The sequence below is a fragment of the Oxalobacteraceae bacterium OTU3CAMAD1 genome (assembly GCA_024123915.1).
Taxonomy (GTDB): domain Bacteria; phylum Pseudomonadota; class Gammaproteobacteria; order Burkholderiales; family Burkholderiaceae_D; genus Rugamonas.
The window spans coordinates 1,504,502-1,527,712 of sequence record CP099650.1; the positions used below are offsets into that span (position 1 = coordinate 1,504,502).

The 23,211-nt window shown below is 64.0% G+C and carries 24 protein-coding genes; 10 read left to right on the top strand and 14 right to left on the bottom strand.

What is annotated here, in order from left to right:
* Positions 1 to 2: 2 nt before the first annotated feature.
* Together waaC and waaA are read left to right on the top strand one after the other, a co-directional pair.
* Positions 3 to 1,028 (top strand): lipopolysaccharide heptosyltransferase I, encoded by a 1,026-nt coding sequence (waaC, locus tag NHH88_06350; GenBank protein ID USX15401.1) that lies wholly within the window; start codon positions 3 to 5, stop codon positions 1,026 to 1,028.
* Positions 1,029 to 1,033: 5 nt separating this feature from the next.
* Positions 1,034 to 2,335 carry a lipid IV(A) 3-deoxy-D-manno-octulosonic acid transferase gene (waaA, locus tag NHH88_06355; protein ID USX15402.1) on the top strand — a complete coding sequence of 434 codons (1,302 nt, stop codon included), beginning with the start codon at positions 1,034 to 1,036 and terminating at the stop codon, positions 2,333 to 2,335.
* A gap of 22 nt (positions 2,336 to 2,357) precedes the next feature.
* Here waaA and NHH88_06360 read toward each other — a convergent pair whose 3' ends face one another.
* The 11 genes from NHH88_06360 to NHH88_06410 all read right to left on the bottom strand — a co-directional run bounded on the left by NHH88_06360 (position 2,358) and on the right by NHH88_06410 (position 13,657).
* Positions 2,358 to 2,537 (bottom strand): hypothetical protein, encoded by a 180-nt coding sequence (locus NHH88_06360; protein USX15403.1) that lies wholly within the window; start codon positions 2,535 to 2,537, stop codon positions 2,358 to 2,360.
* A gap of 251 nt (positions 2,538 to 2,788) precedes the next feature.
* The gene (locus NHH88_06365) at positions 2,789 to 3,838 is read right to left on the bottom strand and encodes a patatin-like phospholipase family protein (protein ID USX15404.1); all 1,050 of its coding nucleotides are present in this window, start codon (positions 3,836 to 3,838) and stop codon (positions 2,789 to 2,791) included.
* A 213-nt stretch (positions 3,839 to 4,051) separates the two neighbouring features.
* Positions 4,052 to 5,044, bottom strand: a complete 993-nt coding sequence (locus tag NHH88_06370; GenBank protein USX15405.1) for a M48 family metallopeptidase — start codon at positions 5,042 to 5,044, stop codon at positions 4,052 to 4,054.
* A gap of 14 nt (positions 5,045 to 5,058) precedes the next feature.
* The gene (locus tag NHH88_06375; protein ID USX15406.1) at positions 5,059 to 5,799 is read right to left on the bottom strand and encodes a 1-acyl-sn-glycerol-3-phosphate acyltransferase; all 741 of its coding nucleotides are present in this window, start codon (positions 5,797 to 5,799) and stop codon (positions 5,059 to 5,061) included.
* Between the two features lie 19 nt (positions 5,800 to 5,818).
* Positions 5,819 to 6,400 carry a D-glycero-beta-D-manno-heptose 1,7-bisphosphate 7-phosphatase gene (gene gmhB, locus NHH88_06380; GenBank protein USX15407.1) on the bottom strand — a complete coding sequence of 194 codons (582 nt, stop codon included), beginning with the start codon at positions 6,398 to 6,400 and terminating at the stop codon, positions 5,819 to 5,821.
* On the bottom strand, positions 6,401 to 8,509 hold the full coding sequence (gene glyS, locus NHH88_06385; GenBank protein ID USX15408.1) for a glycine--tRNA ligase subunit beta: 2,109 nt from the start codon (positions 8,507 to 8,509) through the stop codon (positions 6,401 to 6,403).
* Positions 8,510 to 8,514: 5 nt separating this feature from the next.
* Positions 8,515 to 9,435, bottom strand: coding sequence for a glycine--tRNA ligase subunit alpha (gene glyQ, locus NHH88_06390; protein ID USX15409.1), 921 nt, complete (start codon positions 9,433 to 9,435; stop codon positions 8,515 to 8,517).
* A 99-nt stretch (positions 9,436 to 9,534) separates the two neighbouring features.
* Positions 9,535 to 11,106, bottom strand: a complete 1,572-nt coding sequence (lnt, locus tag NHH88_06395) for an apolipoprotein N-acyltransferase (GenBank protein ID USX15410.1) — start codon at positions 11,104 to 11,106, stop codon at positions 9,535 to 9,537.
* Positions 11,106 to 11,996 carry a CBS domain-containing protein gene (locus NHH88_06400; GenBank protein USX15411.1) on the bottom strand — a complete coding sequence of 297 codons (891 nt, stop codon included), beginning with the start codon at positions 11,994 to 11,996 and terminating at the stop codon, positions 11,106 to 11,108. The genes lnt and NHH88_06400 overlap by 1 nt, the downstream gene beginning before the upstream one ends.
* Positions 11,997 to 12,099: 103 nt before the next feature.
* Entirely contained in the window at positions 12,100 to 12,576 is a 477-nt protein-coding gene (ybeY, locus tag NHH88_06405) for an rRNA maturation RNase YbeY (protein USX15412.1), read from the bottom strand.
* The gene (locus tag NHH88_06410; protein USX15413.1) at positions 12,560 to 13,657 is read right to left on the bottom strand and encodes a PhoH family protein; all 1,098 of its coding nucleotides are present in this window, start codon (positions 13,655 to 13,657) and stop codon (positions 12,560 to 12,562) included. Before NHH88_06410 ends, ybeY begins: the two co-directional genes overlap by 17 nt.
* Before the next feature lie 533 nt (positions 13,658 to 14,190).
* Between NHH88_06410 and NHH88_06415 the strand changes: the two genes are divergently transcribed.
* Complete coding sequence (locus tag NHH88_06415; protein ID USX15414.1) at positions 14,191 to 14,523, top strand: hypothetical protein; 333 nt, start codon at positions 14,191 to 14,193, stop codon at positions 14,521 to 14,523.
* A 121-nt stretch (positions 14,524 to 14,644) separates the two neighbouring features.
* Here the strand turns inward: NHH88_06415 and NHH88_06420 are convergent, their stop codons facing one another.
* Both NHH88_06420 and NHH88_06425 read right to left on the bottom strand, forming a co-directional pair.
* Positions 14,645 to 15,490 (bottom strand): HDOD domain-containing protein, encoded by an 846-nt coding sequence (locus NHH88_06420; GenBank protein ID USX15415.1) that lies wholly within the window; start codon positions 15,488 to 15,490, stop codon positions 14,645 to 14,647.
* Entirely contained in the window at positions 15,483 to 15,848 is a 366-nt protein-coding gene (locus NHH88_06425; protein USX15416.1) for a hypothetical protein, read from the bottom strand. Before NHH88_06425 ends, NHH88_06420 begins: the two co-directional genes overlap by 8 nt.
* A gap of 208 nt (positions 15,849 to 16,056) precedes the next feature.
* Between NHH88_06425 and NHH88_06430 the strand changes: the two genes are divergently transcribed.
* The 3 genes from NHH88_06430 to NHH88_06440 are packed head-to-tail and all read left to right on the top strand — an operon-like array spanning position 16,057 to position 18,273.
* The gene (locus NHH88_06430) at positions 16,057 to 17,637 is read left to right on the top strand and encodes a HAMP domain-containing histidine kinase (GenBank protein USX15417.1); all 1,581 of its coding nucleotides are present in this window, start codon (positions 16,057 to 16,059) and stop codon (positions 17,635 to 17,637) included.
* A gap of 13 nt (positions 17,638 to 17,650) precedes the next feature.
* On the top strand, positions 17,651 to 18,052 hold the full coding sequence (locus tag NHH88_06435; protein ID USX15418.1) for a DUF3224 domain-containing protein: 402 nt from the start codon (positions 17,651 to 17,653) through the stop codon (positions 18,050 to 18,052).
* A 53-nt stretch (positions 18,053 to 18,105) separates the two neighbouring features.
* Entirely contained in the window at positions 18,106 to 18,273 is a 168-nt protein-coding gene (locus NHH88_06440; protein ID USX15419.1) for a hypothetical protein, read from the top strand.
* 58 nt (positions 18,274 to 18,331) lie between these two features.
* On the opposite strand, the gene NHH88_06445 is transcribed toward NHH88_06440, so the two are convergent.
* On the bottom strand, positions 18,332 to 18,682 hold the full coding sequence (locus NHH88_06445) for a PEP-CTERM sorting domain-containing protein (GenBank protein USX15420.1): 351 nt from the start codon (positions 18,680 to 18,682) through the stop codon (positions 18,332 to 18,334).
* A 288-nt stretch (positions 18,683 to 18,970) separates the two neighbouring features.
* Between NHH88_06445 and NHH88_06450 the strand changes: the two genes are divergently transcribed.
* The 4 genes from NHH88_06450 (at position 18,971) to NHH88_06465 (ending at position 23,107) form a co-directional block, all read left to right on the top strand.
* Complete coding sequence (locus NHH88_06450) at positions 18,971 to 19,798, top strand: ChaN family lipoprotein (GenBank protein USX15421.1); 828 nt, start codon at positions 18,971 to 18,973, stop codon at positions 19,796 to 19,798.
* An 11-nt stretch (positions 19,799 to 19,809) separates the two neighbouring features.
* A complete protein-coding gene (locus NHH88_06455) occupies positions 19,810 to 20,130 on the top strand; it encodes a thioredoxin family protein (GenBank protein ID USX15422.1) in 321 nt (106 codons plus the stop codon).
* Positions 20,131 to 20,220: 90 nt separating this feature from the next.
* Entirely contained in the window at positions 20,221 to 21,519 is a 1,299-nt protein-coding gene (locus NHH88_06460; protein USX15423.1) for an MHS family MFS transporter, read from the top strand.
* Between the two features lie 184 nt (positions 21,520 to 21,703).
* On the top strand, positions 21,704 to 23,107 hold the full coding sequence (locus NHH88_06465) for an MFS transporter (protein ID USX15424.1): 1,404 nt from the start codon (positions 21,704 to 21,706) through the stop codon (positions 23,105 to 23,107).
* The last annotated feature ends 104 nt before the right edge of the window (positions 23,108 to 23,211 follow it).

Consider the following 23,211-nt stretch of genomic DNA (forward strand, 5'->3'; position numbering starts at 1 on the left):
CGATGTCGCCGCACCCGGGCGCGGGCCAGCCCAACACCGAGCCTAAGCCGCTCAACATCTTGCTGGTGCGCGTCTCCTCGCTGGGGGACGTGCTGCACAACCTGCCGATGGTGGCCGACATCGCCCGCCGCTTCCCCGACGCAAACATCGATTGGGTGGTGGAGGAGGGCTACGTCAGCCTGGTGCGCCTCAACGCCCGTGTGCGGACCATCATTCCGTTCGCGCTGCGGCGCTGGCGCAAAAGCCTGGGCAAGCCGGAGACCCGGGCCGAGATCAAGGCTTTCTTCCGCACCCTGCGCCAGCAGCGCTACGACTACGTGTTCGACACCCAGGGGCTGCTCAAGACCGGCATCATCATGGGCGCCGCGCGGGTGGTCAAGGGCGGCCGCAAGGTCGGCCTGGCCAACGGCAGCGAGGGCTCGGGCTACGAGGGCGTCTCCCGCATTTTCCATAACCTGAGTATTCCGACCGACCCGCGCACGCACGCGGTGGCGCGCGGCCGCCTGGTGGCCGCCGCCGCGCTGGGCTACCAGGTCGACACGCCGGCCGATTTCGGCCTGCCGGAGGTATCGGCAAGCGAGCCGCGTCCGGCGTGGATGCCGGCCGAACCATACGTGGTGTACTTCCACGGCACCGCGCGCGATCCGAAGAAGTGGGCGCCGGAGAACTGGATCGCGCTGGGGCGCGAACTGGCGCCGATGCCTATCCTGCTGCCCTGGGGCTCGCAGAAGGAACAGGCCGAGGCCGGGCATCTGGCGGCCAACCTGCCGAACGCGCGCGTGCTGCCCAAGCTGTCGATGGCCGACGCCATGCTGTTGGCGCGCCATGCGGGCCTGGTGATCGGCGTCGATACCGGCTTGACGCACATCGCCGCCGCCTTCGTGCGGCCGACGGTGGAAATCTACGCCGATTCGCCGCGCTGGAAGACCGAGGGCAACTGGTCGCCGCGCATCATCAATCTGGGCGATCGCGGCGCGCCGCCTTCCGTGTCCGAAGTACTGGCTGCGGCCAGGAGTTTGCTGGGCTGAGTTTCATGCGTATTTTCTATTCCGTGATGTGGTGGCTGGCCATGCCGCTGGTGCTGGCGCGTTTGTGGCTGCGCGGCCGCAAGGAGCCCGGCTATCGTGGACATTGGGGCGAGCGGCTGGGGTTTTACGGCGCCGCTTCGGCTTCTTCCAGCGCCGCGCCGGTGCTGTGGGTGCACGCGGTGTCCGTCGGCGAAACCCGCGCGGCCGAGCCGTTGATCGACGCCCTGCTGGCCGAGTATCCAAACGGCCGCATCATCCTGACCCATATGACGCCGACCGGGCGCGCCACCGGCAAGTCGCTGTTCGCCAAACATGGCGCGCGGCTGGTCCAGTCGTATCTGCCGTATGACACCGGCACCATGGTGGGCCGCTTCATCAAGCATTTCAAACCTGCTGTCTGCATTCTGATGGAGACCGAGGTGTGGCCGAACCTGATCGCCACCTGCGGCGCGCGCGGCGTGCCGGTGGTGCTGGCCAACGCGCGCCTGTCCGAGCGCTCGCTGCGCAAGGCGGGGCGTCTCGGCTCGCTGATCCTGGACGCGGCGCACGGCATCTCGCTGGTCGCGGCGCAGACCGAGGCCGACGCGCAGCGGGTGCGCTCGCTCGGCGTCAAGCAAGTGGAAGTCACCGGCAGCATCAAGTTCGACGTGGTGGTGCCGGATGCGGCGCTGGCCATCGGCGCGGCGCTGCGCAAGGCCATCGGCGCGCGTCCGGTGCTGCTGTTCGCCAGCACGCGCGAAGGCGAGGAGGCGCTGATATTGCCGGCGGTGCGCGAGGCGCGTTCCGAGCTGCCGGTCAATGTGCTGCTGTTGATCGTGCCGCGCCATCCGCAGCGTTTCGACGAAGTGGCGAAGATGGTTGGCGAGGCGGGGCTCAATGTGCAGCGACGTAGCCAGCTGGCGCTGGACGGTGCGGCCGAGGGTTCCATTCCAGCTTACATCGACGTGCTGCTGGGCGATTCGATGGGCGAGATGTTCGCCTATTACGCGGCGTGCGATTGCACCTTTGTCGGCGGCAGCCTGTTGCCGCTGGGCGGGCAGAATTTGATCGAGCCGGCAGCCCTGGGCAAGCCGGTGCTGGTCGGGCCGCATACCTTCAATTTCGCCGAATCGACCGAGGACGCGCTGGCCGCCGGCGGCGCCCAGCGCGTGGCCGACGCGGCCGGACTGGTGACCGCGGCCGCAGGCTTGCTGCGCGACGACGCGGCGCGCGCCACGATGGGGCGGGGCGCGCTGGCGTTCGCCAACCAGTACCGTGGCGCCACCCGCCGCACCCTGGCGCTGTTGGCGCCGCTGCTCAGGCGCTGATCCGGCGGTCGTCGGACCACGCTTAGCCGCCGCCGATCCCTTCGGTAATGATGCCGGTCCCGCCGCAGTTGCTGCACGGGATGGTGTCGTCCTCGTCCAGAATGCGGCCGGTGCCGTGACAGATCGGGCAGACGTCGTCGCCGGTGCCGGGCGTACCGGCGGCCGCTTCGTCGCCTGGATTGATGGGTGGGTTTTCGCTCATGATCGCCTCCGAGAAATGGTGGTCGAATCATTGTAGACCGGCCTGCACGAGACCCCGATCCGATTGAACTTAAGCAAGGAATACGAACTTTGGACGGGCCGCTGGGGGCTCGCGGCGGATTACGCTGCGCTAATCCGCCCTACGTGTTTTAGAGGTAAGCAGAGTTCGCGTAAGTAAGATTTACTTCGGAGACACGTAGGGCGGATTAGGCGGCACGCCGTAATCCGCCATGAGCCGCCAGTTGCGCGTGCTTAAGCAGCCAGCTCCGTATCTTCCGCGAAGCGCAACACGTCGGCGTTCTGACGGCAGAAGCGCGTCGCCGCCTTGTAGCCGACATCGAACAATAATTGCATATTCGACATCGACCAATCCATCGTGTACGGAATGTGCTGATCCGGCACGGCGGCCATCAATTCCAGTTTGAGCATGTGGCGCTTCGGCTCACCGGTTTTGTGATCGGTGTTGTGCTCCAGCTCGAACAAGCGCAGCTGCTGCTTCGAAATGTTGACCAACGGCGTGATCATCGAACCGACCCACGAGTCGTACAGGTCGCGCGGCTTGCGCAGCAGGCGTTCGTCGCCCAGGATGTCGAGCACCACCAGCACGTCCGTATCCACATGGTCGCCCTTGCCTTCGATGAACGGGTCGAAATTCAAGGTTTCCAGCGCCGCGCCCTCGATATAGTCCTCGCCGTCGATCGTGGTCGGCGCGTACAGGAACGGGAACGACAGCGCCGCGCGCACGTGCTCGACCTGGATCTCGCGCTTGTCCCAGATCTTCATGCTGTGCTGGTTCAGGTTGTAGGCGTTGATGTAGAACTCCGGCTTCATCCCCGAGATGGCCGAGAAATCGATCGTGCCTTCCAGGAATGGCGCGTGGGCGCACAAACCGAGGCTTTTCGACGACAGGTTCGACGGTGACATCGTCGACATCATCAGCTGGGTCCAGTCGGCCCATGGCACCGAACCGCCCAGCACGCTTTGCAGGCCCGGGAACATCGAATTGCCGGCCTGGGGCGAGAACGCGCCACGGAAGGCGTCCGCTTCCTTGCCCGGTTTATGGAACAGCTTGTAATTGACTGGCATCATTTTGTAGATGGTGTCGGCCACGCCGGTGTCGGCCCAGCGCTTGAGCGCCTCGCGCGGCGAACCTTCCAGCGGCGCCGTGTAGAGCAGGCCCATCAGCACGCCCGCGCCCGAGGCGGAAATCACGTCAAACTCGACCTCCTGGTCGAGGAATGCAGCCAGTGCACCCGCTATCAATGGTGAATTTGGCGCACCGCCACCCAGTACCAAACCCATCTTTTTGGTTGCACTTGCCTGACCCATATAACCCCCGTGTAGTGACACAATTTGCCGTTTTTTTGACTCGAATCAAGTCAAACATGAGACAAAATACCACAGGTAATTCCGTAGGGCAATAAAATTGTGCAGTGCAATATGAAAGTAACAAACTAGAGCGAACTCAGCAGTAAGCTGGAAGATCGCGTTGGAAGAGGGGTAAATAGAGTTATTTCAGGCGAACAGCACGGGCAACTCTTGCGCCCGTTTGCGCAGCAGGTTCTTCGCTTCGTCGTACTCGGGGTAAATGCGGCCGACGGTGTTCCAGAAGTCGGCGCTATGGTTCATTTCCAGCGTATGGGCCAGTTCGTGGGCGACCACGTAGTCGATCAGCGGCAGCGAGAAGTGGATCAGTTTCCAGTTCAGGCGGATCTTGCGGTCGACCGTGCACGAGCCCCAACGTGTGCCGGCCGACGACAGGCCGAACGAGTGGTAGCTGACGCCCAGGCGGCCCGCATACAGGTCCAGGCGCTGCTCGAACAGCACCTTGGCCTCCTGCTGATACCATGATTTGACGCGCTCCTTGAGCAGCGTTTCGGTGGCGCCGGGTACCAGCACCATCGACAGCTCGCGCGTGGCCGGATTGTAGCTGGTGCGATTGCGCCCGCCCACCAGCAGGCGCAGGGTAATGTCGGCGCCCAGATACGGAATCTGCGCGCCGTCGATCCATTCCACCGGCGGCTTTTGCAACCGCGCGGCGCGGCGCTCGCGGCGCTCTTTGAGTTTGCTCAGTATCCAGTGCTGTTTGGTGCGGATGGCGTTGTCGATTTCGGCGATGGTGATGCGCTTGGGCGCCGTCACGCGCAGGCCGTCGTCGTCGATCATGAAGCCGATCGAGCGGCGCGTCGAGCGGCGCAGTTCATACTCGAGGATGAATTCACCGACCATCAACTGGCGCTTGGCCGTCGGCGGCTGCTCGGACGGCGGTGGCGCCACGCGCGGCTTGACCGGGACCGCCGTGGTCGGGGGAACAACAACTGGCGCTACCGGCGGTGCTATATAAGGGGAAATCGGAGGAGGCTTGCTGGAAGTAGGAGGCACCGACCAAACCGGCGACGTATAGACAGGCTTGGTGGAGGAAGGCTGGCCCTGGCCCTGCGCCAGCGCCTCCCGTGCGAACAGGTCAAGTTGGCTGGCGTCGTCTTGCGGCGACGCCGGCTTTACCAACGTGGCGAGATCGTCTAGCCAGCGTTGTAGGCGTGGGGCGAAATGACGCGCATTTCTGATTCTATCCAAGTTTCCACCTGTTGCATCATGCCGTCCGGAGTTTGTCCTTCTGGCGAAATTGGCTTACCTATCGATACTGTAACAAGGCCGGGCCGTTTGATGAAAGAGTTTTTTGGCCAGCACTCGCCGGAGTTGTGCGCGATCGGCACCACCACGGCGCCGGTCGCGATGGCGAGGCGCGTACCGCCGCTTTTGTACTTGCCGGCCTGGCCGACGGGAATCCGCGTCCCCTCGGGGAACATGATAATCCATTGGCCGTCGGCGAGCCGGCGCTTGCCGTGGCGGACCACGTGCTTGAACGCGTTCTTGCCTTGCTTGCGGTCGATCGGGATCATGCGCAGCAGCGCCATCGCCCAGCCGAAGAAGGGAATGTAGAGGATTTCCTTCTTGAACACGAACACCAGGGGACGCGGCAGGTTAGGCAGCAGGAAGATGGTTTCCCACGCCGACTGGTGCTTCGACAGCACCACCGCCGGCGCGTCAGGGAAATTCTCGGCGCCCTTGATTTCGTAGCGGATGCCGCAGATAACCTTGGCGCACCAGACGATGAACACGTTCCAGCGGGCGGTGACCCAGAAGCGCTTGTTATACGGCAGCGGCGCGGCCAGGAAGCACACCAGCGCCCAGACCACGGTCGATATCACCATGATGATGGTGAAGATCAGGGAACGCAAAAACAATACGGGATGACCCAATGCAGACTCCAAATACTTGTTAGCTAACGACGTGCAGCGCCGGCGGCACGCTGGTTTTGAGCAGGTGGGCCACCATCGCCGCCAGGTCGGGGAACACCAGGGTGCCGGGCGGCAGGCCGCCGGTTTGCTGGGTTTTCTCGCCCTTGCCGGTCAGGACCAGGTAGGGCACGCAGCCGGTGACATAGCCGGCCTGCAGGTCGCGCAGCGAGTCGCCCACCACCGGCACGCCTTTGAGACTGACCTTGTAGCGCTGCGAGATCTCGTTGAACATGCCCGGTTTCGGCTTGCGGCAATCGCAGTTGTCGGCCGCCGCGTGGGGGCAGAAGAACACGGCGTCGATGTCGGCGCCGACCTGCTGCGCCAGATGGTGCATCTTGGCGTGGATGGCGTTGAGGATCGTCATGTCGAAGAACTCGCGCGCGATGCCCGACTGGTTCGACGCGATCACCACGCGATAGCCGGCCTGGTTCAGGCGGGCGATCGCTTCCAGCGAGCCGGGGATGGGGATCCACTCGGCCGGCGACTTGATGAAATCGGGCGAATCATGGTTGATGACGCCGTCGCGATCGAGGATGATCAGTTTCAAGGACGGCGCACCCATTTAGGCCGCCAGCTTCGAAATGTCGGCCACGCGGTTCATCATGCCATGCAGCGATGACAGCAGTGTCAGACGGTTGTTGCGCAGGGCGACGTCTTCGGCCATGACCATGACGTCGTTGAAGAACGCGTCGACTTCGTCGCGCAGCTGCGCCAGGGTTTTGAGCGCGTCGGCGAAATCGCCCCGGATAAAGGCGGCGTCGATGTCCGGCTGCACGCGGGTGACGGCGGCGGCCAGGTTTTTCTCGGCTTCGTCCTGCAGCAGCGCCGGGTCGACGGCGCTGGTGCCGGCAGCGGTCAGCGCCTCTTCGTTCTTCTTCAGGATGTTGGTGATGCGCTTATTGGCGGCGGCCAGCGAGGCCGCCTCCGGCAGCGCGGCGAAGGCCTTGACGGCTTCCAGGCGCTGCACGATGTCGTCCAGGCGGTCCGGGTTCTGGGCCACCACCGCTTCGATCTCGTTCGGCGAGAAGCCGCGCTCGCGCAGGATGCCGCGCAGGCGGTCCAGCATGAAGGCGGTGACTTCGAGGACCGGGTCCTTGAAGCCGGCGATGCCGGTGAACTGCTGCGCGGCCGAATCGAGCAGGCCGCGGATCGACAGCATCAGGCGTTTTTCGATCAGCATGCGCAGCACGCCCAGCGCGTGGCGGCGCAGCGCGAATGGATCTTTATCGCCGGTCGGCTGCAGGCCGATCGACCAGATGCCGACCAGGGTTTCCAGCTTGTCGGCCAGCGCCACGGCGGTGCCGGTGACGGTCGACGGCAGCGCGTCGCCGGCGAAGCGCGGCTGATAGTGTTCGGAGGCGGCCAGCGCCACGTCTTCCGGCTCGCCGTCGTTGCGGGCGTAGTAGGTGCCCATGATGCCTTGCAGCTCGGGGAACTCGCCGACCATGTCGGTCAGCAGGTCGGCCTTGGACAGCTTGGCGGCGCGGGTAGCCAGCGCGGAGTCGCCACCGACCTGGGTGGCGATGAAGCCGGCCAGCGCGCTGACACGCTCGCTGCGCTCGGCCTGGGTGCCAAGTTTGTTGTGGTAGACGACGTTCTTGAGCAGCGGCAGGCGCGATTCCAGGGTCTTCTTTTTGTCCTGCTCGAAGAAGAACTTGGCGTCCGACAGGCGCGGACGCACCACGCGCTCGTTGCCGCCGATGATGGCGGCCGGCGTGTCGGTGGCGATGTTGGAAACGATCAGGAAGCGCGAACGCAGCTTGCCGTCGGCGTCCGTCAGCGCGAAGTATTTCTGGTTGGTCTGCATGGTCAGGATCAGGCATTCCTGCGGCACGGCCAGGAATTCCTCTTCGAACTTGCATTCGTAGACCACCGGCCATTCGACCAGCGCGGTCACTTCGTCGAGCAGCGATTCGGGCATCAGCACCTGGTCGGCGCCGGCCTTGGCCAGCAGGTCGGCGCGGATCTGTTCCTTGCGCTGTTCGACGCTGGCCAGCACCTTGCCTTGGGATTTCAGGGTTTCGGCGTAGCTGTCGGCGTCGGCGATGGTGACTGCGCGTTGGCCCGGCGCGGTCAGGAAGCGATGGCCTTCGGTGACGTTCGACGCGGTCAGTCCCAGCAAGGTGAGTGGCAGCACGGTCGCGCCGTGCAGCGCGATCAGGCTGTGGGCCGGACGCACGAATTGCACGGTGGCGCCGTCCGGACGCTGGTAGCTCATCACTTTAGGGATCGGCAGCTTGGCGACCGATTCCTCCAGCGCCGATTGCAGGCCCGATTGCAGCGCACTACCGGCCGCCGTGTAGGTGTAGAAGAAGCTCTCGGCCTTGCCGTCTTGCGCGCGTTCCAGGTCGGCCACGGTCAGGTTGGGGAAGCCCAGCGCGGCGAGTTTCTTGGCCAGCGGCGGCGTGCCGTTGCCGGCGGCGTCCAGCGCTACCGACACCGGCAGCACTTTTTCGCGGATCGATTTGTCGGGCGAGGTGGCGCGCACCTTGGTGATGGAAACGGCCAAACGGCGCGGCGAGGCAAACGAGGTGGCGATGCTGTCGGCTTCGAGGAAGTCGCGTGCTTTCAGGCCGTTGACGATGCCGGCGGCGAAGGCCGCGCCCAGTTTGGCGAGCGCCTTCGGCGGCAGTTCTTCGGTCAGCAGTTCGATGAGGAGGGTCTGGGTCATATTATTTAAACAGTTTGTTCAGCAACGGCGGAGGCGGGGGCCATCGGGAAGCCCAGGCGCTCGCGCGAATCGTAGTAGGCCTGCGCCACAAGGCGCGACAGGGCGCGCACGCGGCCGATGTAGGCGGCGCGTTCGGTCACCGAGATGGCGCCGCGCGCGTCCAGCAGGTTGAAGCTGTGCGAGGCCTTCATGATCTGCTCATAGGCCGGCAACGTCAGTTGCGCTTCGATCAGGCGCTTGGCTTCCGATTCGTGGTTGTTGAATTGGGCGAACAGCAGTTCGGCGTTCGAATGCTCGAAGTTGTAGGCCGATTGTTCGACCTCGTTCTGGTGGAACACGTCGCCGTACTTCAGCGTCTTTGTCACACCGTTTTCCTCCCACGTCGTCCACACCAGGTCGTACATGTTCTCGACGCCCTGCAGGTACATTGCCAGACGCTCGATACCATAGGTGATCTCGCCCAGCACCGGTTTGCAATCGAGGCCGCCGACCTGCTGGAAGTAGGTGAACTGCGTCACCTCCATCCCGTTCAGCCACACTTCCCAGCCGAGGCCCCAGGCGCCCAGCGTCGGCGATTCCCAGTCGTCTTCGACGAAGCGCACGTCATTCTGTTTCAGGTCCAGGCCCAATGCCTCCAGCGAACCGAGATACAGGTCGAGGATGTTTTCCGGTGCCGGCTTCATCACCACCTGGTACTGGTAGTAGTGCTGGCCGCGGTTCGGGTTCTCGCCGTAGCGGCCATCCTTCGGGCGGCGCGACGGCTGCACGTAGGCCGCGCGCCACGGCTCCGGGCCGATGGCGCGCAGGAAGGTCCCGGTGTGGAAGGTGCCGGCGCCGACTTCCATGTCGTAGGGCTGGAGCAGGGCGCAGCCTTGCTTGTCCCAGTAGGTTTGCAAGGTCAGAATGATTTGTTGAAATGTCAGCATCTTGTGTGGTCGATGGCACGCCTCGCGGGGCGAGGGACGTGCGGTTGCGGTTATGCTAAAGGGGCAATTTTAGCGGGTTTTGCCGGGAGCCTGTAGAGATTAAGCGGCTTTGGCCTGGTTTTTTGCGCGGCGCGCCCAAAACCAGGCGCCACCCAATGCCAGCGCCGCCAGCAGCAAGAACAGCTTGTTCCCCCAGATGATGAAGGGGGTGCTGCCCGCCATGCCCTGGACATTGGCGGCCAGGGTGCCGAAGGTGTTGACCTTCAACTGGTGCCGGACCACGCCATGGCCGTCGACGATGGCGGTGGCGCCGGTATTGGTCGCCCGCAGCATTGGACGGCCCGTCTCCAGCGTGCGCATTTGCGAGATCTGCAAATGCTGCGGAATGGCGATGGTGTCGCCGAACCAGGCCAGATTCGAGACGTTGAGCAGCATCGTGGCCGGCTTCTGGCCCTGCGCCGGGTGGTTCAGTTGCGCGGCGATCTCCTCGCCGAACAAGTCCTCGTAGCAGATGTTGGGCAGCACGCGCTGGTCCTTGATCGGGAAGGCCGGCTGGATGTCGGCGCCGCTGGTCTGGTCGCCGAGCGGGATCGACATCAGGTTGACGAACCAGCGGAAGCCGAGCGGAATGAATTCGCCGAACGGCACTAGGTGGTGCTTGTCGTAGCGGTAGTAAGCGCTGCCCTGGCGCGGCGTCAGGCCGATCACGCTGTTGAAATAGGCGGTCTGGCTGTCGGCCATCGGGATGCCGAGTATCAGGTTGCTGTTGGTCTTGGTCAGGAACTGGGCGATGCCGGGCAGGTAGTCCAGCGGCAGCTGCTGCGGCAGCATGACGATGGCCGTCTCCGGCGTGGCGATCAAATCGGCCGGCGCGGCGGTGATGGCGTCGTGGTACAGCTTCATCGTCTCGATGACGCGGGCGCCGTCGAATTTTTCGCTTTGCGGGATGTTCCCTTGCAGCAGACGCACCGAAATCGGTTTGCCTTCCGGGTAGGTCCATTGCAGGTAGGTCAGGCCGACGCCGACGGCGCAGATGGCGACGGTCAGCACCGCCGCCTTGATGCGGGTGCGGTGCAGCAGCAGCAGCAGGGCGCCGGCGATGATCGCCGCCAGCCATCCTAGGCCGTAGACGCCGATGACCGGCGCGTAGCCTGCGAGGGGACTGTGATTGTGGGCGTAGCCGGACGACATCCACGGGAAGCCGGTGAACAGCCAGGCGCGTACCCATTCGAACAGCGCCCACATGGCCGGCAGCACCAGCAGGTTGGCGGCCGGCAGCGGCAGCGACCAGCGCTTGCGCAGCCAGGCCGCGCCGCCCATCGCCAGGGCGACGTAGAAGCCCATGCCCCAGGCCAGCAGCAGCACGGCGGCGACGGCGATCGGCGCGGCCATGGCGCCGAAGTCGTGCAGCGACACGTATAGCCAGTGGGTGCCGGCGGCGGTCCAGCCGAAGCCGAAGGCCCAGCCGATCAGGCCCGCGCTTTTGACGTCGGCGCTGCGCAGCACTTGATAGAAGAGGGTCGCCAGGCCGAGGATCTCGAGCGGCCACCAGCCGAACGGCGCGAAGGCGAACACGCACATCGCGCCGGCCAGCATGGTGATGATCATCCGACCTTTGGTGCTGCGTTGCGGCTTGGGCGGATCGTTCGGATTGGCGCGGCGAAAGCGCATTATTGCGAGGCGCCCGGGCCGGCGTCGGGGGCGGCCGGCAGTTTTTCCACCAGCAGCACGTGGATCTGGCGGGCGTCGGCGCGCAAGACTTCAAAGCGCATGCCCTGGTAGTCGAAGATGTCGCCCTTGTGCGGCATGCGCGCCAAGTGCTTGGCGACCAGGCCGCCGATGGTGTCGACGTCGTCGTCCGGCAGCGAGGTGTCCAGCTCCTCGTTGAACTGTTCGATCTCGGTCAGCGCCTTGATGCGCCAGCGCGGTCCGTGCACGCCTTCCTTGATCGAGAGGATGTTGTCCTCTTCCTCGTCGAAGTCGTATTCGTCCTCGATGTCGCCGACGATTTGCTCCAGCACGTCCTCGATGGTGATCAAGCCGGCCACGCCGCTGTACTCGTCGACCACGATCGCCATGTGATTGTGGTTGGCGCGGAAATCCCGCAGCAGCACGTTCAGGCGTTTGGACTCGGGGATGAAGATGGCCGGGCGCAGCATGTCGCGCACGTCGAAGGATTCTTCGGCGTAGTAGCGCAGCAGGTCCTTGGCCAGCAGGATGCCGATCACCTTGTCGCGCTCGCCCTCGATGGCGGGGAAGCGCGAGTGGGCGGTCGCCAGCACCTGCGGCATCCATTCCTCGATCGGCTTGGAGATGTCGATGACATCCATCTGCGAGCGGGGAATCATGATGTCACGGGCGGACAAGTCGGAGACCTGGAACACGCCTTCGATCATCGACAAGGCGTCGGCGTCGATCAGGTTGCGTTCGTGGGCGTCGTGCAGAACTTCGAGCAGTTCCGCGCGATTCTCTGGCTCGGGGGAAATCAGTGCGGTCAGGCGTTCAAACAGTGACCGATGGGGTTTGGCGTCAGTCTTGACGCCACTAGAGTGCTCTTGCATAGTAGGCGTGAGCCATTGTTTTGAAGGGGTATAGGATACACCAAAAGGTCGGGCAGGGCCGTTTTTGTCAAAAAAACCATGCGTTTTAACCGACGATGGGCGCTTAGGCGGCTTTCTCGGCGGCATACGGATCCGCGTAACCGAGTTCGGCCAGCAGCTCCGTCTCGATGCCTTCCATCTCCGCCGCCTCCTCGTCGTCCTCGTGGTCGTAGCCTTGCGCGTGCAGCACGCCGTGCACGATCAGGTGGGCGGTGTGCTCCTCCACCGATTTCTTTTGCTCGGCCGCTTCCTTCTCCAGCACGTCGGTGCACAGGATGATGTCGGCCCGGGTCGGCGCGTCCTCGTCGAGTTCCTCGCCTTCGTTGTAGGCGAAGGTCAGCACGTTGGTGGCGTAGTCCTTGCCCCGGTATTGCTTGTTGAGCTCGCGGCCTTCCTCGGCGTCGACGAAGCGGATGGTCAGCTCGGCCGGCGCGAACAGCGCCGCCTGTATCCACTTGCGGATGGCCGCGCGGGTGATCACTTCCTTCAGGCGGGTGTCGGGATACTGCACCGACAAGGTCAATTTATTTTTTACGGACATTTTTAAGAGCGGTGGCTTTGAGTAGGGGGGCGATCTCGGCTTCGTGGTTGTGGGCCGTCTCGTAGGCGTCGACGATGCGCGCCACCAACGGATGGCGCACCACGTCCTCGCTGTTGAAGTGGCTGAAGGCGATGCCGCGCACGTCCTTCAACACCTGGACCGCGTCGACCAGGCCGCTTTTCTGGCTCTTGTGCAAGTCCACCTGCGTGACGTCGCCGGTGATGACGGCCTTGCTGCCGAACCCTATGCGCGTCAGGAACATTTTCATCTGCTCGACGGTGGTGTTCTGCGCTTCGTCGAGGATCACGAACGCGTGGTTCAGGGTGCGCCCGCGCATGTAGGCCAGCGGCGCGATCTCGATGACTTGTTTCTCGAACATTTTCTGCGTGCGGTCGAAACCCAGCAGGTCGTACAGCGCGTCGTAGAGCGGACGCAGATACGGATCGACCTTTTGCGCCAGGTCGCCCGGCAGGAAGCCCAGGCGTTCGCCGGCCTCGACGGCGGGACGGGTCAGGATGATGCGCTTGACGGCGTCGCGCTCGAGCGCGTCGACCGCGCAGGCCACGGCCAGGTAGGTCTTGCCGGTGCCGGCCGGGCCGACGCCGAAGCTGATGTCGTGTTCGAGGATGTTGCGCAGGTAACGGATCTGGTGCGGCGTGCGTCCGCGCAGGTCGGCGCGGCGCGTCTTCAGCACCGGGCTGTTGATTTCCGGCTCGACGAACGGGGCCTCGGCCACGGCGTGCGGCTTGCTGTCGCCGCCCGCGCCGGAGGTGCTGCCGGCGACGGCGGCGGTGGCTGCGGCGGCCAGGCCGGCGCGCTGTTCCACCAGCGCAAGTTGCACTTCTTCAATTGGTACGACTTTGTTGGCGACCGCGTAGAACTGTTCGAGGATCTGCACCGCGCGTTCGGCATTGTGGCCGCTGACGATGAATTTTTCGCCGCGACGGAAAATGGTGACGTCCAGCGCTGCGGAAATCTGCCGCAGGTTTTCGTCGAGGGGACCGCACAAATGGGCCAGGCGCGAGTTGTCGAGCGGCTCTGGAACAAAGTAATGCGGCTGAACGGGTGTTTTGGTTTTCAATGGAATGCTTTTAAGAGATGAAGCGGGATGGGGCGCACTGCTGCGCACAGGCGCTAGTTTAGCGTAATTTACCGATGCAAACCGCCTCCGCGCCGCATTTTGAAGCGTGGGCCGGACCCTGTTCGCGCCGGGCCGGCGCCGCCCCGACTTCGTTCAATGTTGCTCTGCCGATGACACAGTTGCCGAGCGGTAGCAAAGCCACCGTCACTCTGCATGAACTTGCTTCATGTAACAATTTCCTACAAGTTCTTGCGTGCGACACCCTCCGGCCCCATGTGATGAAATAGCATAGTTGCTAAGTTTTCTAGCCGGCGGTTGATGTCAAACAATCTTCACGCACCGCGCGCCGGCTGGAGCAGTCCCTTTAAGCATAGAATTCTCTTGCACGAAAGGCAATTCAGGCAAATCGGACCTGCTGGTTAATTTAGTTGCTCTGTTAGCTGCTTATCCAACGGCGCAGTTAATTGATAAATTCTAAGTTGTCCTTAAGTTCCGACCAGCACTATCTCTTCACCCAACCAACGAGGAAAATCATGGCACACCACGCTCTTGCTTCCCAAGAAAGCTACAACCCCAACCATCTGCTCGATATCCTGCTGGGCAAGATGCAACTGAAAAACGACGCCGCGCTGTCGCGCTTGCTGGAAGTGGCTCCGCCAGTGATCAGCAAGATCCGTCACCACCGTCTGCCGGTCGGCGCCTCGCTGCTGATCCGCATGCACGAAGTGACCGGCATGAGCATCCGCGACCTGCGCGATTTGATGGGCGACCGCCGCACCAAATACCGCCTGTCCGATGCCCAGGGCCGTCCGAAGCCTGAAGAGCGTCCAGAAAAGGCCGAGGCCGGAAACTACGCGCGTCACTAATGCGCCCGCAGCTTCCGCACCTGCCGCGCCGTGGCTGACGTTACGTCCAACCCGGCCGGCAGGTGGCGTTTGTTTGTTTTTCGTGCGTCTTGTGCAGTAGGCAGTCCGTCAGCGTAGTCGGTTAGCTCAGCAGCACCATCGAAATTTCTTCATACTGCAGCTCGGTTTCCCGGAACAGCTGCAGATAGATTTCCTCATCGAGGCCCAGCGCGGTCCACGCCACCGTGGACACGGGCGGGACCAGATCGTCCCGCACCTGCGCCAGATCGAGCGCGTGGACGATGGCGTCGGCCACATGAATGATGGCCGCCAGGAAGCCCGCGCCCGGCGCTTCCGGATCGTGGTGGCCGCCGATGGCCAGCCGCATCGTGTCGGAAAAATTCCAGTGTTCTGCCAGCGCCATGCCGGCGTCGACGTGATCGACGCCCAGCACCTTGCGTTCGGCGTCCAGCAAATAACAGTCGTGCTCCTCGCGGTAGGCCAGGGTGATCGAATATTGATTCGGGAAGCAGGACACCAGCACCAGCCTGCCGATATCGTGCAGCAAGCCGGCCGTGAAGGCGTAATCCTGATTGAAGCGCATCTGCCGCGCCAGCACCTTGGCGCAGGCGGCGGTGGCGATCGAGTGGCGCCAGAACGCCTTGTGGTCGAAACCGGGGCAATGGCCCTCGGCGAAGCAGCCGGTGACGGCCGCCGCCGTGATCAGGTTGCGGGTGGTCTGGAAACCGAGGTAGGTGATCGCCTGCTGGATGGTGGTGACCTTGACCTGCAGCCCGTACAGCGACGAATTGGCCAAGCGCAACGTCTTGGCGGTCAGCGCCTGGTCGTACGACACCTTCTTGGCCAGCACGGAGATGTCGACATCGTCCTGGTCTATGCTGTTGAGCAATTCCATCACCACCGCCGGCAGCGAGGGCAGGTCGTCGAGGTTGCGCACCACGTCGTCGTAGCTGAGGGTGTTACTCATGTCCGGGGCGCTCCTCGGCGTGCTCTTGCTCCGGTTTGCCCAGCCGGAAATCGGTGACGAAACGGCGCAGCAGCGCCGTGGCCCAGTCGTTGTCGCTGTCGGCGTCGTTTTTGCGGAACAGATGGTCGATGCGCGCCTGGTGGCGGGTCAGCGCCGCCTGCGCCACTTCCGGCGCCACTTCCTCGCGCACGATGGGCAGCACGGCGATGCCGTGGCGCGGCATCAGCGCCAGCATGGCCTCGGTCAGCACGGTGCCCTGCGGCAGCAGCACATGGCCCTGGACGTCGAGCAGCACGTCGGACAGGACCATGCCCGGCCGCACCTCGGCCATCGCCAGTTGATGATAATTGCCCGTCATGATGCCTCCGGTAATGTCGGGTTGTTCGCCGGCGTCGGAGCCGGCCCACATGTTGCACGATATTACCATTGCGCGCGGGCGAAGTCTGCCGGCCGGGGTCGCCGTTGCCGGGCGATGGCTCCACGATGGTTCCAAATTCTTGCCAAGATGCAGCCCATACCGTACATTGGGACGTTGCCGTCAAATACGTGGTCGGGGAGGTTGTTCGATGTCTGGTATTCAAGGCCGTTTGACGCTGCTCTTCGTGGTCATCGTGACCCTGGTGCTGGGCATTTCCGGCACCTACGCGCAATACAGCCTCGGTCACGAACTCGAAGTGAGCAGCCAGCGCCTGCGCCAGGGCGTGTTGACCCGGTTGCAAACCAGCCTGCCGTCGGCGTTGTGGGACCTCGACAAGGCCAAGGTCGACAACATCGTCGCCGCCGAGATGATGCCGCCCGAACTGGTGTCGATCCGCGTCTACGATACCTCGGTCGGCCTGTTTTCCGGCCGCCTGCGCCACGAGGACGGCAAAATCAGCTCGATCGAGAACGACGCCGCCGTCGCCGGCACGCCGGTGGTGGCCGACCTGGCCTACCGCGATTCCGGCGCCGCCGGGGCCGCGCTCAAGCCGGTCATCGTCGGGCGCGTGGTGGTCAACTTCAGCCGCGCCCAGATCGACGCCACCCTGGCGGCCGAGGTGCGCCGCAAGGTGATCGAAGTGCTGTTGCTCGACCTGATCCTGGTGGCGGCGCTGGCCCTGTCGCTGCGCATCGTGTTCGACCCGCTCAAGCGCCTGCGCGACGGCCTGTTCGACCTGGCCACGCGCGGCAGCGACGAGGTCGAGGAGCTGGCCGACAGCCGCCACGACGAGCTCGGCGAGGTCATCCGCGGCTTCAACGCCATCCAGCGCAAGGTCAAATCGAACATCCAGCGCATCCGCGAGGCCGAGGACGAGGCCCGCAAGTCGGCCCAGGCCACCGCCAAGGCCATGGCCGACCTGCGCCGCACGCAGGAATCGCTGCTGCAGGCCGAGCGGCTGGCCTCGCTGGGCGGCCTGGTGGCCGGCGTCGCCCACGAGATCAACACGCCGGTCGGCATCGCCCTGACCAGCGCCTCGGTGCTGATGGAGGCGACCGAGAAGGTGCAACTCGCCGTCGAAGGCGGCAACATCAAGAAATCCGACATCATGCGCTACCTGGACACGGCGGCCGAGAGCACGCGCCTGATCATGAACAACGCCTACCGCGCCGCCCACCTGATCCACAGCTTCAAGCAGATCGCCGTCGACCAGGTCAGCGAGGCGCGCCGCCGCTTCGAATTGCGCGATTATATAAACGAGGTGGTGTCCAGCCTCCAGCCCAAGCTGAAGAAGACGCATATCGCGGTCGGCATCGATTGCCCGCCCGATATCATGCTCGACAGCTATCCGGGCGCGCTGGCGCAGGTGATCACGAACTTGACGCTCAACTGCGTCGACCACGCGTTCGAGCCGGACGACGAGGGCCGCATCACCATCGACGTGGTGCGCCAGGGCGACTGGATCGAGATGCGGGTGAGCGACAACGGCAAGGGCATCGCGCCGGAAATGCTGGACAAGGTGTTCGATCCGTTCGTGACCACGCGGCGCGGACAGGGCGGCACCGGGCTCGGGCTGAACATCGTGTTCAACCTGATGGCCAAACAATTCGGCGGCACGGTCACGGTCGCCAGCGTGCTGGGCCACGGCGCCAGCTTCACGCTGCGCATGCCGTGCGTGACGCCGGTCGACGACACCAGCGGCCAGGCCGAAACGCGCCTGCCCGCCTAGAAAGGAGCAAACGATGAACAGGATCACAGGGGAATTCAGCGTCAAGATGCGGCCGGAATCGACGTCGGAGGTGGCCGCCGACACCGGCGTTGGCCGCATGTCGCTCGACAAGCAATACCACGGCGCGCTGGCCGCCACCGGCAAGGGCGAGATGCTGGCCTATATGGACAGCGCGCTGGGCTCGGGCGTATACGTGGCGATCGAACGGGTCGAGGGCAGTCTCGACGGCAAACGCGGCAACTTTCTGCTGCACCATCGCGGCATCATGGAGCGCGGCGCGCCCAGCCTGGCGGTGGCGGTGGTGCCCGATTCGGGCCGCGACGGGCTCGAAGGGCTCACCGGCACCTTGAATATCCGCATCGAAGGCGGCAAGCACTACTACGATTTCGACTACACACTGGCGGACGCCGCCTAACGCGGCGCTTGACGCTGAACGATGCCGTCCACGCCGCGCCAACCGGGGTCAGCATGAATAAGGACGCCATCAAAGGTTTGCTGATCGTGCTGGCCGTCGCGCTGGCGCTGGCGCTGGGCGCGGTGATGCTCACCGACGACGGCTGGCGCAAGCTCGGCTGCGTGTTCCGCGCCGTCGCCCAGGGCGTCGCCATCAGCAATATACGATCGCTTTGTTACTAAAGAGCAAAAAAAATCCCGCACCGGGCGGGATTTTTGTCGTGCCGCGGACGGGCGACGCTTAGTTCTCGAACTTGTCCGACGGCTTGCGGCGACGCGAGGAGAAACCCAGCAGCGCCAAACCCAGCGCCATCATGGCGAAGGTTTGCGGTTCCGGCACCGCCGAGGCTGCGGCGTCGATCTGCTGCGCCGGATTGGTTTTCGGCAGCGTGGCGAGATCGACATTGTCGTCGTCCCTGGCTGCCGCGTCGTCCGCGCCCAGGCAGGAAGAGGCCGCGTTCGGCACGCATTTTTCAGCTTCGATTGTTGCAGGTGCGATAGGCGCTGCCGGGGCGGCGTCGACCTTTGCGTGCGCCGCGCCGGTCAGGCTCAGCGCGAATAGCAGGGATGTTAAAAGCGGTGTTATTTTCATAATTTACTCCTAGGGCAATACTGCGGGGGCGGGTCTTAACAGCAATTTAATGCAGACACCTTAGACTCGCTGCCGCAATGCGTTGGACATTTATTGCACAAAGACTATTAAACCACAATTCATAACATATTGCTATCTGTGTTTATGCCAAAGAAATTTAATATTGCGTTGCAACAACAGGCGGACTCGTCCGGTTTGCGCCGCGCGTTTCTTGCGGACTCAGACGTGAGGAGCGGAATGATATCCACATATAAAAAAAGGTGGCGGACAATTGGATTTACGGCAATATTGGCAGGGACGCTGACACTGGCCGGTTGCGCCGGCGGCGGTGCCCGTCCCGGCCCGGTGCCTGAGGCCGGGGAGGCCGCCGCCATCCCCGTCGGCCCCAATCCGCAAGTGTTGTTGCTGGGCGAAGTGCATGACAACACCCAGGGGCACCGGCTGCGCTACGACCTGCTGCGCCAACGGGTGGAGGGCGGGTGGCGGCCGGCCATCGTCATGGAACAATTCGACCGCGAAGACCAGGATCTGCTGAACAAGGCGCAAAAAGGCTGCCTCGACGCGCAATGCGTGATCCGCGTCGTCAACGGCGCCCGCTGGGACTGGCAATTGTATTACCCGGTGATCCAGCTGGCGCTGACCTACCACCTGCCGCTGGTGGCCGGCAACCTGTCGCGCGCCGACGCCTCGCGCGCGGTGCGTGACGGCGTCACCGCCACGTTCGACCCGCAGAGCATCAAGGACTACCGGCTTGACCAGCCGCTGCCGGCGGATGTGCGGGCCGCCCAGCAAAAGGAGATCGCCATCGGCCACTGCAATATGACCCCGGAGATGATGATCGAGGGCATGGTCAACGCCCAGGTCGCCCGCGACATCTGGATGGCCAAGATCGTGCGCGACCAGCGGCCGCGCGACGTGGTGCTGATCGCCGGCAACGGCCACGTGCGCAAGGACATCGGTGTCGCGCGCTGGCTCAATCGGATTGAGCCTATACTGACGGTGCGCAGCGAGGGCTTCGTCGAGGGCGGCAACAAGGATGGCGGCCTGTACGACGTGGTCCACCAGCTCAAACCGCAACAGCGCACCGATCCATGTGCCAAGTTCAAGACCAAATGAAAACTGTTTAAATGAAAACTGTTTACATCGCCGAGGCGCCGCAGCGCGCCGACATCGACGCCATGCCCGGCGCCACGTTGCTGGAGTTCGGCGCCAACTGGTGCGGCCACTGCATGGCCGCCCAGCCGCCGCTGCAACAGGCGATGGCCGGCCGCGGCGCCGTCACCCACTACAAGGTCGAGGACGGTCCGGGCCGTCCGCTGGGCCGCTCCTACAAGGTCAAGCTGTGGCCGACCCTGATCTTCCTGCGCGACGGCCAGGAAGTGGCGCGCGTGGTGCGTCCGCTCAAGAGCGACGAGATCGCCGCCGGACTGTCGCAAATCGATCACTAAGCCGTTGTCGAGAGCAATCATATCTGCTTGGCAAGCTGCGGACCGGGTGTGTATGATGAGGCGCACCACCCATCCGCAGGAGCCTCACGCATGAGCAAGTCTCAACCGGGATCGTCCAAGACCAACAAGCCGTCCACGGTGTTGTTCGCCAGCTTGATCGGCACCACCATCGAATTCTTCGATTTCTACATCTACGCCACCGCCGCCGTGCTGGTGTTCCCCAAGCTGTTCTTCCCCGCCAGCGATCCGGCCGCCGCCACCTTGCAGTCGCTGGCCACGTTTGCCATCGCCTTCTTCGCGCGTCCGGTCGGCTCGGCCGTGTTCGGTCACTTCGGCGACCGCGTCGGCCGCAAGGCGACCCTGGTCGCGGCGCTATTGATGATGGGGATCTCGACCGTCGTGATCGGCATGCTGCCGACCTACGCGCAGATCGGCACGCTGGCGCCGGCGCTGCTGGCGCTGTGCCGCTTCGGCCAGGGCCTCGGCCTGGGCGGCGAGTGGGGCGGCGCGGTGCTGCTGGCGACCGAGAACGCGCCGCCGGGCAAGCGCGCCTGGTACGGCATGTTCCCGCAGCTGGGCGCGCCGATCGGCTTCTTCCTGTCGGGCGGCATTTTCCTGTTGCTGAGCGAAGTGCTGACCGACGCCGAGTTCTTCAGCTACGGCTGGCGCATCCCGTTCCTGGCCAGCTCGCTGCTGGTGATTGTCGGCCTGTATATCCGCCTGAAAATCCATGAAACGCCGGACTTCCAGAAGGTGCTCGACAAGAACGAGCGCGTCAAGGTGCCGGTGGTGACCGTGTTCCGCGACCATACCCGCGTGCTGGTGCTGGGCACCTTGATCGCGCTGGCCACCTTCGTGCTGTTCTACCTGATGACGGTGTTCGCGCTCAGCTGGGGCACCACCGCGCTCAAATTCACGCGCAAGGACTTCCTGATCCAGCAATTGATCGCCGTGCTGTTCTTCGGCTTGACGATCCCGGTCGCCGCGCTATGGGCCGACCGCTACGGCCGCCGCACGACCCTGATCTGGGTCTCGGCCGCGATCGCCGTGTTCGGACTGGCGCTGGCGCCGCTGTTCGGCTCCGGCAGCCTGGTCCAGATCACCGTGTTCCTGTCGCTCGGCCTGGCGCTGATGGGCATGACCTATGGCCCGCTGGGCACCATCCTGTCCGAACTGTTCCCGCCGGAGGTGCGCTACACCGGCGCCTCGCTGACGTTCAACCTGGCCGGCATCCTCGGCGCCTCGCTGGCGCCGTACATCGCCACCTGGCTGGCGACCAATTACGGCTTGCAGTACGTCGGCTATTATTTGTCGGGCGCGGCGGTGATCAGCCTGGTCGCGCTGCTGCTGGTCAAAACCGGAGACGCACGCACCGCGCAGGCGGCCTGAGGTCGTCCTACAACGCTGCCCTGCCGGGGCAGCGTGAATCAATCATCTTCCTGCGCGTTGCCGTGTCAAACGGCTTATCTTTGTGCTTGCTTATCAAGTTTTATAGTTGTACGATGACATACGACTAAGGTGATCTCGTGGAGACCGAGAGATCATCACCAAAAACCAAAACATAAGTGATGCCATGAACCTGAGCGAGCCAGTAACTCCGCATGCGGTGGGCCAATCCGTCGGTAAATACCGATGGACCATCTGTGCACTGTTGTTTTTTGCCACCACCGTCAACTACCTGGACCGCCAGGTACTGAGCCTGCTGGCCCCGGACCTGTCCAAGGAATTCGGCTGGACCAACACCGACTACGCCAACATCGCCGCCGCCTTCCAGTTCGTCTACGCGATCTCGATGCTGTTCGCCGGCCGCGTGGTCGACAAGATCGGCACCAAGGCCGCCTACGTGCTGGCCATCGTCATCTGGTCGCTGGGCGCCATCCTGCACGCGTTCTCGGTGCCGATGGGCGAGGGCGCGGCCGTCATCGGCGCCGCCTTCGGCGTGGTGCTGGTGCCGTCGATCATCGGCTTCATGATCTCGCGCGCGGTGCTGGCGGTCGGCGAGGCCGGCAACTTCCCGGCCGCGATCAAGGCCACCGCCGAATACTTCCCGAAGAAGGAACGCTCCTTCGCCACCGGCATCTTCAACTCCGGCGCCAACGTCGGCGCCATCCTGGCGCCGATCACGGTGCCGCTGATCGCCGCCGCGTGGGGCTGGCAGTCGGCCTTCGTCATCATCGGCGCGCTGGGCTTCCTGTGGATGGCGGTGTGGCTGTGGCTGTATGAAAAGCCGGAGCAGCAAAAGCGCCTGTCCAAGGCCGAGCTGGCCTACATCCGCAGCGATTCGGTGCAGCCGGTCGAGAAAACCGAAGAAGCGTCGGCCGCCGCCGCCAAAAAAGTATCGTGGTTCCAGCTGCTCAAATACCGCCAGACCTGGGCCTTCGCCTTCGGTAAATTCATGACCGACGGCGTCTGGTGGTTCTTCCTGTTCTGGCTGCCGACCTACCTGTCGGCGCAATACGGCATGAAGGGCGACGCCATCATCGTGCCGCTGGCCGTGTTGTACAGCATGACGATGATCGGCTCGATCGGCGGCGGCTGGTTCCCCAGCTACTTCATGTCGCGCGGCTACGCGCCGTACGACGGCCGCATGAAAGCCATGCTGGTGATCGCCTTCTTCCCGCTGGTGGTGCTGCTGGCGCAACCGCTCGGCGCGATCAGCTTCTGGGTGCCGGTGCTGCTGATCGGCGTGGGCGCCTCGGCGCACCAGGCCTGGTCGGCCAACATCTTCACCACCGTGTCGGACATGTTCCCGCAAAAATCGGTGGCCTCGGTGATCGGCATCGGCGGCATGGCCGGCGGCATCGGCGGCGTGGCGCTGACCAAGTTGGGAGGCTGGGTGTTCGACTACTACAAATCGGTCAACGACATCCGCACCGGCTACATGATCATGTTCGGCATCTGCGCGCTGGCCTACCTGGTGGCGTGGTGCGTGATGAAGGCGCTGGTGCCGCGCCACAAGGAAATCACCGACCTGTAAGCGGGCCGGACAGGACTGCGCCGGCTCCCCGCCGGCGCCGTTGATCGGGAGGGCGGGGGCGCGTGCTAATATCCCCGCTTTGGCGCCGCGCCAACCCCACAGCC